16 protein-coding genes and 1 other RNA gene are annotated in these 11,766 nt (G+C 67.5%); 7 read left to right on the forward strand and 10 right to left on the reverse strand.

From position 1 onward, the window contains the following. Positions 1 to 7: 7 nt before the first annotated feature. From FS787_RS03915 to FS787_RS18090, 7 genes are all read left to right on the forward strand, one after another. On the forward strand, positions 8 to 1,471 hold the full coding sequence (locus FS787_RS03915; RefSeq protein WP_144670984.1) for an aminotransferase class V-fold PLP-dependent enzyme: 1,464 nt from the start codon (positions 8 to 10) through the stop codon (positions 1,469 to 1,471). A gap of 83 nt (positions 1,472 to 1,554) precedes the next feature. Beyond that, positions 1,555 to 2,313: a class I SAM-dependent methyltransferase gene (locus FS787_RS03920; RefSeq protein WP_144670985.1), complete on the forward strand. Its 759-nt coding sequence runs from the start codon at positions 1,555 to 1,557 to the stop codon at positions 2,311 to 2,313. Between the two features lie 35 nt (positions 2,314 to 2,348). Further along, a complete protein-coding gene (locus FS787_RS03925) occupies positions 2,349 to 3,062 on the forward strand; it encodes a metal-dependent transcriptional regulator (RefSeq protein ID WP_144670986.1) in 714 nt (237 codons plus the stop codon). Further along, positions 3,063 to 3,491: a CrcB family protein gene (locus tag FS787_RS03930; protein WP_144670987.1), complete on the forward strand. Its 429-nt coding sequence runs from the start codon at positions 3,063 to 3,065 to the stop codon at positions 3,489 to 3,491. Further along, on the forward strand, positions 3,488 to 3,862 hold the full coding sequence (locus tag FS787_RS03935) for a CrcB family protein (RefSeq protein WP_144670988.1): 375 nt from the start codon (positions 3,488 to 3,490) through the stop codon (positions 3,860 to 3,862). Before FS787_RS03930 ends, FS787_RS03935 begins: the two co-directional genes overlap by 4 nt. Positions 3,863 to 3,924: 62 nt before the next feature. Next, positions 3,925 to 4,296, forward strand: coding sequence for a hypothetical protein (locus FS787_RS03940; RefSeq protein ID WP_144670989.1), 372 nt, complete (start codon positions 3,925 to 3,927; stop codon positions 4,294 to 4,296). A gap of 48 nt (positions 4,297 to 4,344) precedes the next feature. Continuing rightward, positions 4,345 to 4,479, forward strand: coding sequence for a hypothetical protein (locus FS787_RS18090; protein WP_260982379.1), 135 nt, complete (start codon positions 4,345 to 4,347; stop codon positions 4,477 to 4,479). Positions 4,480 to 4,573: 94 nt separating this feature from the next. On the opposite strand, the gene ssrA is transcribed toward FS787_RS18090, so the two are convergent. The 10 genes from ssrA to FS787_RS03990 form a co-directional block, all read right to left on the reverse strand. After that, positions 4,574 to 4,942, reverse strand: a transfer-messenger RNA (tmRNA) gene (ssrA, locus tag FS787_RS03945). Positions 4,943 to 5,080: 138 nt separating this feature from the next. Then, the gene (smpB, locus tag FS787_RS03950; protein ID WP_144670990.1) at positions 5,081 to 5,551 is read right to left on the reverse strand and encodes an SsrA-binding protein SmpB; all 471 of its coding nucleotides are present in this window, start codon (positions 5,549 to 5,551) and stop codon (positions 5,081 to 5,083) included. A 60-nt stretch (positions 5,552 to 5,611) separates the two neighbouring features. Continuing rightward, a complete protein-coding gene (locus FS787_RS03955; RefSeq protein WP_260982469.1) occupies positions 5,612 to 7,027 on the reverse strand; it encodes a M23 family metallopeptidase in 1,416 nt (471 codons plus the stop codon). Positions 7,028 to 7,061: 34 nt separating this feature from the next. After that, the gene (gene ftsX / locus FS787_RS03960) at positions 7,062 to 7,976 is read right to left on the reverse strand and encodes a permease-like cell division protein FtsX (RefSeq protein ID WP_144670992.1); all 915 of its coding nucleotides are present in this window, start codon (positions 7,974 to 7,976) and stop codon (positions 7,062 to 7,064) included. Further along, entirely contained in the window at positions 7,973 to 8,764 is a 792-nt protein-coding gene (ftsE, locus tag FS787_RS03965) for a cell division ATP-binding protein FtsE (RefSeq protein ID WP_144670993.1), read from the reverse strand. Before ftsE ends, ftsX begins: the two co-directional genes overlap by 4 nt. Before the next feature lie 216 nt (positions 8,765 to 8,980). After that, positions 8,981 to 10,096 carry a peptide chain release factor 2 gene (prfB, locus tag FS787_RS03970; RefSeq protein WP_144670994.1) on the reverse strand — a complete coding sequence of 372 codons (1,116 nt, stop codon included), beginning with the start codon at positions 10,094 to 10,096 and terminating at the stop codon, positions 8,981 to 8,983. Positions 10,097 to 10,182: 86 nt separating this feature from the next. Then, entirely contained in the window at positions 10,183 to 10,593 is a 411-nt protein-coding gene (locus FS787_RS03975; protein WP_144671928.1) for a pilus assembly protein TadG-related protein, read from the reverse strand. 56 nt (positions 10,594 to 10,649) lie between these two features. Then, entirely contained in the window at positions 10,650 to 11,042 is a 393-nt protein-coding gene (locus FS787_RS03980) for a hypothetical protein (protein ID WP_313959635.1), read from the reverse strand. 31 nt (positions 11,043 to 11,073) lie between these two features. Further along, positions 11,074 to 11,472: a TadE/TadG family type IV pilus assembly protein gene (locus FS787_RS03985; protein WP_144670996.1), complete on the reverse strand. Its 399-nt coding sequence runs from the start codon at positions 11,470 to 11,472 to the stop codon at positions 11,074 to 11,076. 3 nt (positions 11,473 to 11,475) lie between these two features. Then, the gene (locus tag FS787_RS03990) at positions 11,476 to 11,724 is read right to left on the reverse strand and encodes a hypothetical protein (protein WP_260982380.1); all 249 of its coding nucleotides are present in this window, start codon (positions 11,722 to 11,724) and stop codon (positions 11,476 to 11,478) included. Between the last annotated feature and the right edge of the window lie 42 nt (positions 11,725 to 11,766).

Here is an 11,766-nt window from a genome sequence, read left to right on the forward strand (position 1 = left end):
AGGTCCCATGACGACTGCCACCATTCCCGCCACCACCGAACTCCGTGCCGCCGGCCAGGCCCGTCCCGAGGCACAGTCCGCCATCGCCCGCCGGCCGCTGGCCGCGGTGACGGGCGCCGAGATCCAGGCGCCGCTGATCCAGGGCGGCCATGTCCGCTACGCGAACCTGGACTACGGCGCCTCCGCCCCTGCGCTCTCCGTCGTTTCGGCCTACCTCAACGAAATCCTGCCGTTCTACGCCAGCGTCCACCGCGGGGCCGGCTACGCGTCCCAGATCAGCACGTCGGTCTACGAGAACGCGCGCACCATTGTCCGCGATTTCGTGGGCGGCCGTCCGGACGACGCGGTGATCTTCACCCGCAACACCACCGATTCCCTGAATCTGCTGGCCGGCTGCCTGCCCGTCGTCGACGGCGTGCACACCGGCGACGTGCTCTACCTCGACATCGAACACCACGCCAACCTCCTGCCGTGGCAAAGCGTGCCGCACCGCAGCGTCATCGCCGCACCCACGCTCGCCGGTACGCTGGAGCTCCTCCGCGGGGAACTCGCCCACGGCGGCGTCAGCCTGCTCGCCGTCACCGGCGCCTCCAACGTCACCGGGGAGGTCCTGCCGATCCGGGCCCTCGCCGCCCTGGCCCACGAATACGGCGCACGGATCGTCGTCGACGCCGCCCAGCTGGCCCCGCACCGGCGGATCGACATCGCCGCGGACGACGTCGACTACCTCGCCTTCTCCGGGCACAAGCTCTACGCACCCTTCGGCGCCGGGGTGCTGGTGGGCCGTCCGGACTGGCTCGACGCCGGAACCCCGCACCTTGCCGGCGGCGGAGCCGTGCAGGACGCCCGGATCGACACCGTCAGCTGGACCGCCGGACCCGCCCGGCACGAAGGCGGCTCCCCCAATGTCCTCGGCGCCGCCACCCTGGCCCGGGCCACCCAGGTGATCGCCGATCTGGACGTGGACCAGTGGCACGCACACGAAAACGCCATCCGCTCGTACCTTGTCGAGGGCCTCGCACGGATCGACGGCGTAAGCGTCCACCAGATCTTCTCGGACAGTGCCTCCTTCGACGCACCGGCAGACCAGGGGCCGCGGGTCGGTGCCGGCACCGGCCCGATCGGCGTCGTCAACTTCTCCCTCGAGGGCTACGACGCGGGACTGGTGGCGGCCTACCTGTCGGCCGAACACGGCATCGGACTGCGTGATGGCCGCTTCTGCGCGCACCCCCTGCTCCGTCGGCTTGGTCTGCCCTCCGGCTCGCTGCGGGCAAGCTTCGGGCTGGGTTCCCGGCTGGAGGACGCCCAACGGCTGCTCACCGCACTCCAGCAGCTGCGCCAGACCGGCCTGGGCTGGGACTATGTGGTGGACGCGGGACGCTGGGTCCCGGCCAACGACACCCGCACCTACCCGCACTGGGCACCCAACACGCCCGGGACGGCAGGCGCGGCCCCCTGCACCCTGGACTGATCCTCCGGTGAGGAGCCGCGGCCCCCTGCCGCGTGCGGTAAATTCGAAAGGTACCCATCCGGACCTGCCGAAGGAGATCGCACGTGGCGCGCGGTGGCCCCAAACTGCATCAGGAACGCCGCGAGGAGCTCGGGCAGAGCTTCCGGGACGGCGGGGAACACTACGAACGCGTCCGCCCGGGCTACCCCGCCGATTCCGCCGACTGGCTGATCCCCGCCGGTGCCAGGGATGCCGCGGACCTGGGTGCCGGAACGGGCAAGTTCACGGCGCTGCTGGCCGGACGCGGCCTGCACACGGTGGCGGTGGACCCTTCCACGGACATGCTGGAGCAGCTGCGCAGGACGCTCCCGGACGTCACCGCCGTCGAAGGTACCGCGGAGCACACGGGACTTCCCGCCGGGGCTTTCGACCTCGTCACGGTCGCCCAGGCGTGGCACTGGTGCGATCCGGTCCTGGCCAGCACGGAGATCGCCAGGATCCTTCGCCCCCACGGTGTCCTGGGGTTGGTCTGGAACCAGCTGGACACCTCCGTTCCGTGGGTGCACCGGCTCTCGCGCATCATGCACGCCGGCGATGTGCACAAGCCGCACTTCACCCCGCCGGTGGGCCCGGAATTCGCCGGGCTGGAGAGCCACCTCACCCGCTGGGAAGATCCGGTGCGGACCGCCGACATCATGGAGCTGACCAAGTCCCGCAGCTACTACCTGGCGGCCGGCGAAGCCACCCGTGCCAAGGTGCTGGGCAACCTCGACTGGTATCTCCACGAGCACCTGGGCCACGACCCCCGGGAGCTCCTCCCGCTCCCCTACCTGACACAGAGCTGGCGGGCGGTCCGGGCCTGACACCGCCAGCGCCGCCTGACGGTAGGCTTGAGGCTGTGAAGACCAGTCTGCCCTCCTCCTCGATCGAGGACTACGTCAAGGTCATCTACTCCTTTACGGAGTGGCAGGACAAGCCCATTACCTCCACGCAGCTGGCCCAGCGCCTCGGCGTCGCGAACTCCTCGGTCTCCGAGATGGTCCGCAAGCTCAAGGACCAGGGCCTGGTGGACCACCAGCCATACAGTGCCATCACGCTGACGTCCGACGGCGTCCGGCTGGCACTGTCCATGGTGCGGCGGCACCGGCTCATTGAGACGTTCCTCGTCCGGGAGCTCGGCTACCGCTGGGACGAGGTCCACGACGAAGCCGAACTCCTGGAGCATGCCGTCTCGGACACCTTCATCGAACGGATGGCAGCGAAACTCGGAAACCCGACGCGGGACCCGCACGGCGATCCCATCCCGTCCGCGGACGGTTCCGTCCAGGTGCCCGCGGCTCACCGGATGAGCGAACTCGACGACGGCCACACCGGCCTGATCACCCGCATCAGCGACGAAAACCCCGAGCTGCTGCGCTACCTTGCCGCCGAGGAGATCACGCTGGACGCCGACGTCGAGGTGCTGGGCCGAAAGCCCTTCGGCGGCGCCCTGGTGGTGCGCATCGGTGCCGGGGGGTCCCGCCGCGAGTTCGACCTCGCGGCGGAAGTCGCCTCCGCACTCTGGGTCCGCAGCGACGCGGTCCATGCCGGCTGCAGCCTCGAGTGGCGCTGAATGCGGGCTGCATTGCCGGCTGCACGGCCGGGCTGGCGGGCGTGGGCCGCGGTCGCCGTCGGCGGCCTGGTCGGAACTGAGCTGCGCTACGGGGCCGGGTTGATGTTCCCAGAGACCGCGGGGAGCGTCCCCTGGACCACCCTGGTGATCAACGTCGTCGGAAGTTTTGCCCTCGCGGCCCTCACCACGGTCTGGATCGCACGGCCCAAGACCGCCTTCTGGCTGCGCGCCGGCCTTGGCCCCGGGCTGCTGGGCTCCTTCACGACCTTCTCCGCGGTGGTGTTCACCATTGACCAGCAGATCCGCGGCGGCTTCCATGCCAGCTGGCTGGCTTATCTTGCCCTGTCTCTCGTCCTGGGCCTTGGCGCCGCGGCCGCCGGATGGAAGACCGGCAAGACCCTGGCCGACCTCGCCGGCGGCGCCTCATGATCACCGCCGTGCTGGTGGGAGCCTTCGGCGTCGCGGGCGCCCTGTTGCGCTTCGCCGTCGACTCCTGGTTTGCCCACCGCCCGGGGCGCCATCCGCACTGGCCCTGGGCGACGCTCGCGGTCAATGTGGCCGGCTCCTTCATCATCGGCGCAGCCGTGGGACTGACCGCCCGGCTGGGGCTGGGCCCTGAATGGCAGGCCGGTCTGGCGACCGGGCTGGCGGGCGGCCTGACCACCTTCAGCTCCTGGACCACCGCCACCGTGCGGCTGGTGAGTGAGACGCGCTACCGCGCCGCCGCCCTCAACATCGCCACCAACCTCGCCGCAGGCCTGGCCGCGGCAGCGCTCGGGCTGGCCCTGACAGGTCTGTGACGAGCGTAACGCCCGCGCCTGGGGGGCGGATTGCGTCCCCTCCCATCCCGTATCGTTGAAGGATGATTACCCGCCGTGTTGCTGCCCAGATCCTTGATATTCCGCTGGAAATGGCCCACCGTCACGGCATCCCGCCCCGGCTCACCGACGCCGAGCTGGGCGACCTCCTGGATAACCCGCCGGCGTGGCTGGTGCAGTCCAAAGCCAACCGGACCGGCAAGCGCCCGGTCTGGGTCCAGCTGACGTGTGCGGTCTGCGGGTTCTCCGAGGCGGCGCGGCCGAAGAAGTGGTGGCCGGACTTCACCTATGTGTGCTGCGCGCACCACGCCCCGTACGAGGTTCCCGGCGTCGGCGCCGGGCTGGTCCGCAGCGAGTACGAGGGCGTCGGCAGCCGCTTCGTCGGCATCGTGGACGTTGCGGTGCCTGAGGCGTAACTTAGTAGCACGGGGCCATCCCGGCCCCCGCTGTTAGGGAGCGCCCACATGCCTGACAAAACGCCGCACCGGAGCGCGGTCAAGAAGCCCGTGAAAACCATCAAGGAAAAACGGGCCGAGAAGAAGTCCAAGAACGTCGCGGAGACGCACGCGGACCCCGTTGCCCACATCAAGAAGCGCTGATTCAGCGTCAGGGCAAAGCAAAAGGCCGGAAGCTGAGGCTTCCGGCCTTTTGTGTGGAACTTTACGGGGTGGAGCACCGTTTCCGGGGCTCCGATGGTGGAGATGGGGGGAATTGAACCCCCGTCCGATGTCGTGTTGTCAGGGCTTCTCCGGGCGCAGTTTGCGTCGGATTTTCTCGGCCCCGGCCATGCTGCAAACAGCTGGCCGATCCGGGCCCAGTCATCTAAGAGTCCCGTTCACCCCGATGACGGAGGTAAACAGCAGTGGCTATCTAAATGACGCCAGGATCCGGGGCAATAGCAACCTCGGGCTGACGGACTGTCTTACTGCTTAGGCAGCAAGAGCGAAGTCAGTGCGTTTTGATTCGGCACTTATTGGTTTGCAGACAGCGTTTACGAGATAATTCTGCATCCTCGGCCCGCTTCACCTGTCGCGACTAACATCGTCGAAACCGATCATCCCCGTATTTTTTTATCAAACCGGTCAGGTCTGCCGCTGGACCTTGGTGCAGCTGTGCTGCGGATCCTGCGCCGTACCTTCCCGGACTATCAAGCATAACGCACCCCGGCGGGAAATCATTCCCGCGGCCTCCGGCAGTCCGTCAGCGCCGGTTCCGCTCGCGCATAACGCGCAGGGCCTCGCGCTTGTCCTGCTGCTCGCGGAGGGTCTGGCGCTTGTCGTATTCCTTCTTGCCGCGGGCGACGCCGATCTCCACCTTGGCACGACCGTCCACGAAGTACAGCTGAAGGGGGACGATGGTGAAACCTGATTCGCGGATCTTGTGCGAGATCTTGGTGAGCTCTTCGCGGTGCAGCAGCAGTTTCCGACGGCGGCGGGCGGCATGGTTGGTCCAGCTCCCCTGGTGGTACTCGGGGATGTGGATGCCCTCCATCCACAGCTCGTCGTTGTAGAAGGTGCAGAAGCCGTCCACCATGGAGGCGTGGCCCTCGCGGAGGGACTTCACTTCCGTCCCCATGAGCGCGATCCCGGCCTCATATGTATCGAGGATGAGGTAGTCATGCCGGGCCTTGCGGTTGGTGGCCACTACCTTACGGCCACTTTCTTTCGGCACGGTAGAACTCCTTGGATCGATGGGTGGGCCTTAAGCCGAGTGGCGCGGGCTCTTTCCAGTTTAGAGCAGGTTCATCGGGTCAACGGCCCGGCCGTTAAGCCAGGTTTCGAAGTGCGAGTGGCACCCCGTGGAGTTGCCGGTGGTTCCCGAGTAGCCGATGAGCTGCCCCTGGCTGACCTGCTGCCCCGCTGAGACCGTCACGCTGGAGTTGTGGTAGTACACGGTGGTCAGCGAGTTGCCCTGGACGACCCCGTGGGAGATCTTGACGTTGTTGCCGCCGCCGTCGTTGCCCCAGCCGGCGGAGAACACCGTTCCGGGCGCCGCGGCGTAGACAGGCGTACCGCAGGCGGCGGCAAAGTCGATGCCGGTGTGCATGTAGCCGCCCTGGCCGTAGAAGTCGATGGTGCCCGGCGGGGTGGCACGCCATCCGAAGCCGGAGCTGATCGGGACGCCGTTGAACGGGTTACGCAGACCGAAGGCTGACGGGGGTCCCGGCGGGGCGGGGACATACGGTGCCGGCTTGGCAGCAGCCTGGCCCCGGGCCTTGGCAGCCGCCGCGGCTGCGGCTGCGGCGGCCGCGGCGATGCGGCGCTGCTCGGCTTCCCAGGCTTCGCGCAGCTTGCGGTCGCGTTCGACGATTTCGGCCGCGACAGCATCCTGACGAGCCTTGACCTGAGAGAGCTGGCGCTGGATTCCCGGCTTGGCGGCCTGGAGCTCCCCCTCAAGCCGGGTGGTGTCGGCGATCAGCTTGTCCACCTGGGCCTTCTTGGCTTCCGCCTCGTCGCGGGCGGCCTGTTCGCGTGCCAGAGCGGCGTCGGCCTTCGCCTTGAGGTCCGTGATCTCGGCTTCCACTGCTTCAAGCCTGGCCTGGGAGTTGACGTTGGTGGCGTTCTGCTGGGTGAGTTTGTCCATCGCAGCGTTCTGGCTTCGCATCGCCTGGTCGGCGAGGTCGATGGTGTCCGTGAGGCTGCTGCCCTCGTTGGAACCGAAGAAGAGGGAGAGGTTGGAAGGCACGCCGCCGGACTTGTACGCCTGGGTGGCGATCTGCCCGATCAGCTTCCTGGTGTCGGCAATCTTCTTCTGGTCCGTCTCGAGCTGCTGGGTGATTTTGGCCTTGTTCTGCTGTGCCAGGTCCACGCGGGCGGCGAGGGCCTCGGCTTCCTTCACCGCGGTGGCCACGCGGCCCTGGGCGTCAAGCAGGGCCTGCTGCGCGCCGGGAAGCCTGCCCTGGTAAATGACGAGGTCGGACGCCGTTTTGGCGATCCTGGAGTCCACGAATTCCAAGGAATGCTGGACCTTGGTGGCTTCGTCGCGGAGGGCGGCCTGCTGGTCCTCGAGGGTGTCAGCGAACGCCACCGGGGATGATGCGCCCATGCTCGCCGCCAGGACGAGCGCCAGTGTGGCGCTGACGAGTCGGCTGCGGCGGCCGGCCCCGCGGAGCCGGGCCGAACCCGGGTTCGGGCCGGGCTGGTGCATCGGTGTCATGGGCATTCCCTTTTCGTTGCGCACGCTAGACCCGCAAGTATCGACGGAGGGTCAGCAGCGATGATACGCCTGCCAGCAGGACACCGAGGCCGATCAGGGCCGGTACCAGAATCAGCGTCTGACCTGCGGAGATGAAAGCGGTGTCAGGATACTGCTTGGACAGGTAGTCGCCGAGGAAGAAGTGCGCCACGGCCCACAGCGTTCCCGACGCCAGCGCCGCGCCAATCACGGCGGCAATCACGCCCTCGAGGATGAACGGCAGCTGGATGACCATTTTCGACGCCCCCACGAGGCGCATGATCCCGGTTTCCCGGCGCCGGCTGAAGGCTGACAGCCGGATGGTGGTGGCGATGAGCAGGATGGCACAGACGATCATCACGCCGGCAACGCTCACGGCCACGAGGGAGGCGGCGTTCATGACGGAAAAGAGCCGTTCCAGGAGCTGGCGCTGGTCGATTACGGTTTCGACGCCGGCCTGCGAGGAGAAGGTCTCGCTGATGATCTGGTACTTCTCCGGATCCTTCATATTGATCCGGAAGGAGGCCGGGAGCTGGTCCGGCGTCACCGAATCCACGATCGGTGAATTGGAGAACTGTTCCTTGAAGTGCTTGTAGGCGTCGTCCTTGGACTCAAACTGGAAATCGTTGACGTACTGGGCCACTGCGGGCGATTCCAGGACATTGCGGAGGTTTTCCTGCTGCTCGGCGGTGACGGGGCCGGTGGCGCAGCCTGCCGCCGTCGAACCGTCACTGCAGAGGAAGATGGCCACCTGGACTTTGTCGTACCAGTAGCCCTTCATCTGGTTGATCTGCAGCTGCAGCATGCCGGCGGCGCCGACGAAGGTCAAGGACACGAACGTCACCAGGATGACGGAGACCACCATGGAAAGGTTGCGGCGCAGGCCGCTGGCGATCTCGGCGAGGATGAACTGGAGCCTCACAGCTGGTGCTCCGCTGCGGCGCGGGCCTCGGCCCGGGTGGTGACGGGCTGGGGGTCCCTCCCGCTGGCATCCCGCAGCCGGCGGGACTGTCCCACCACCGGAATCATGGAGGTGTAGAGGGCCTTCGCCTCGTCCCGGATGATGACGCCATTGCGGAGTTCAACAACGCGTTTGCGCATCTCGTTGACGATGTCGTCGTCGTGGGTGGCCATGACCACAGTGGTGCCGTTCTGATTGATTTTGTCCAGCACACCCATGATGCCCATGGAGGTGGTGGGGTCCAGGTTGCCGGTGGGTTCATCGGCCAGCAGGATGCCCGGGCGGTTGACGACGGCGCGGGCAATCGCCACTCGCTGCTGCTCGCCGCCGGAGAGTTCGTGGGGAAGGCGGTTTTCTTTGCCTTCGAGGCCGACGGTCTTGAGGACCTCCGGCACGGTCTCGCGGATGACGCTGCGGCTCTTGCCGATGACCTGCATGGCGAAGGCGACGTTAGCGAACACGGTCTTCTGCGGCAGCAGGCGGAAGTCCTGGAACACGACGCCGATCCCGCGGCGGAGCCGGGGCACGCGCCAGCTGGAGATGTTGGCGACGTTCTGGCCGGCCACGTACACGGCGCCTGAGGATGCGCGGTCCTCCTTGAGGACGAGGCGCAGGAACGTCGATTTGCCGGAGCCCGAGGCCCCGACCAGGAAGGCGAATTCGCCACGGTCGACCTCAAGGTTGATCGCATCCAGCGCGGGTCGCGCCTTCTGGTCATAGACCTTGGTGACATTTTCGAAACGGATCATGGCCCTAAGTACCCTGCAGACGTGGACGGGTACGGCCCAGTTCTGCTGCCGGTGCGCGGGCTTTCTAGTGGGGGAAGTAGAGCTCCGGCTTCTCGACTATACGCACGGGCCCCGGCGGATCGGCCCGGCCGCGGGGGCGTGTCGCAGGATTAGACCGGAGGGACAGGTGTTTCGCAAGAGGCGGATGGTGCTACTTATCCGCGTTGCGGTTGTTGTTTACTTGTCCGCGTTGCGGTTGTCGGTCCGCCAGCGGATGCCGGCGTCGATGAAGTCGTCGATTTCGCCGTCGAACACGGCCGAGGTGTTGCCCACTTCGTGTTCCGTGCGGAGATCCTTGACCATCTGGTAGGGGTTCAGGACGTACGAACGCATCTGGTCCCCCCAGGATGCCTTGACGTCGCCGGCGAACGCCTTCTTCTCGGCGTCCTCCTGTTCCTTCTTCAGCAGCAGCAGCCGGGACTGCAGCACACGCAGGGCGGCGGCACGGTTCTGCAGCTGGGACTTCTCGTTCTGCATGGACACCACGGTGCCGGTGGGGATGTGGGTCAGGCGCACGGCGGAGTCCGTGGTGTTGACGGACTGGCCGCCCGGGCCGGAGGACCGGAAGACGTCGACGCGGATCTCGTTGTCCGGGATGTCGATAGAGTCCGTCTGCTCGATCAGCGGGATGACCTCGACGGCGGCGAACGAGGTCTGTCGGCGGCCCTGGTTGTCGAAGGGGCTGATCCGGACCAGCCGGTGCGTGCCGGCCTCGACGCTGAGCGTGCCGTAGGCGTAGGGGGCCTTGACCTCGAATGTGGCGGACTTCAGCCCGGCTTCTTCTGCGTAGGAGGTATCCATGATGGTGGTCGGGTAGCCGTGGCGTTCGGCCCAGCGCAGGTACATCCGCATCAGCATCTCGGCGAAGTCCGCGGCGTCCACTCCCCCGGCGCCGGCGCGGATGGTGACCACCGCTTCGCGCTCGTCGAACTCGCCGGACAGCAGGGTCACCACTTCAAGGTCCTTCAGCGCCTTGCGGATCGATTCGAGTTCGGCGGCGGCCTCCCCCATGGAGTCGGCGTCGTCCTCGTCCTGGCCCAGCTCCACGAGGACTTCGAGGTCGTCGATCCGGGCCGTGAGGGAGTCCAGGCGGGCCAGCTCCGACTGGCGGTGCGAGAGCCTCGAGGTGATCACCTGGGCGGCCGCGGGGTCGTCCCACAGATTGGGTTCGCCGGCCCGTTCGCTGAGTTCGGCGATGTCTTCCTTCAGCGCCTCGACATTCGAAACGTTCTCGATGGAGGCGTAGGTGGCGCGCAGGGCGCGGATTTCTGCGGGAAAATCAATGTTTGCCATGGTTTTTTAACCCTACGCTATCCGTGCGGGCCGCCCGGACTTGATGGCGGGGCTGGTCCCATTAGCGGCCACCGGGCGGCGGCGGGCTACCGCGTGAGCCGGGAACGCGCCGTCGAACTGGCCTCGATCCGGATCCCGTCGGGGACCAGGAAGCTGACCACGGGCGGGTGGACGGCAGCACTGAGCACCACAACTGCGGTGGAACCGTCCGGGCTGCCCGTCCCCGGTCCGACCGCCAGGGCGCTGAACCGTGCGAAGGCGCCGCTGCGGTCCAGGAACTCGGCGGCGGCGCCGCTCACACGCGCGCCGGTCAGGACGGCGGTGGGGCTGCCGCCGGCACTCTCCAACTGTCCGAGGGTGAAACTGTCCGCGGCCGCCACCGAGGCGCCGTCGGCCAGCGAAAGGAGCTTCTTGTGCTCGATGTAGACGCTCGAGGCGGCTGTGACGACGGTGGCCAGCAGGAGGGCAAGCAGGACAAAGCCGATGATCAGCACCATCAGTTGCCCGTCCTCGGTGCGGGCTGCCGGGCTCCGCGGCGGGCGCAGGGATGCCGTCACCGGAAGCGGCCCACCAGTTGCGTGGCCGAGGCGCTCAGCTGCCCGGCGTTCAGGTGGAGGGCCTCGCTGAACGGAACGAACGGCAACGGAACCGTCAGGTGCACGGTGACTGTTACGGCCGAGCCGGCAGCCATGCAGTCCGCCGGGGCGCAACTTGTCTCGACCCAGGCATTCGCCGCGGGGTGCCCGTGGTCGGCGAGCGCCACAAGGACGGCCTGCTCGGCGGCGGCCCGCCCGCCGGCGGCGTCGGGCTGGGCAACAAACACCTTGGCGGCCTGGTCCGCGGCGCCGACCACCGCGAAGGAGCCGCCCTGGAGCTGGCTCATCGTGATGATGAAGTAGACCAGCGGCACCATCAGCAGGAGGGACAGGAATGTAAATTCGACCACCGCGCTTCCTTGTTCCCGCGGCTCCGTCGCGTCAGGGCTGGATGGCCGCATGCCCCTTCACCTCCAGCACGGCGCGGGGACCGATCAACCCGATGACGGGCAACGGCGCGCGGACCGTGACCTCCAGGGTCCGGATGCCCTGATAGGTGGCTTCTCCAGTGGTCACGTCGGTGGCGAACTCAGGGTTGAGCGCCACCCCGATCAGCTGCGCGGTCCGGTCCCTGGCATCGCCGGCGCCGCGGTCCGCGAGGGTGCCGTATCTGGCGCCCGAGGCCGCGGCGTCGATCAGGGTGTTCCGGACGTGGAGAACCAGGGTGAGCTGGACGATGGCGAGGAAGAACAGCGTCAGGAGTCCGCCCACGAGGACGAAGTCCACCACCGCCGAACCGCGCTCGTCCGGCCGGCCCCGGCGCGCGGCGGGGACCCGCACGTGTTACTGCCCCACCTTGTCCATGGCCTGGTTGAAGAGTCCTTCCAGCGCCGGGCCGGCGAGGGCTAGGAGGGCGGCGACAAGGACGGCCGACATCAGGGTGATCATCACCCAGCCCGGCACATCGCCCCGCTCGCGGTGATCGCCGGGCCGTCCGGACTGCCGTTCGCTGGCGCCGTACGCCCGCGACTGCCCGGGCACGAGGTTGATGGTGCACAGCACCAGCGCCATGCGGTTCAGGATCTGTTTCACGGTTCTCCCTTTGGTCGGTGGTTCGGTTTACTGACTGCTGCT

It is taken from the genome of Arthrobacter sp. U41, from assembly GCF_007679325.1.
Taxonomy (GTDB): domain Bacteria; phylum Actinomycetota; class Actinomycetes; order Actinomycetales; family Micrococcaceae; genus Arthrobacter.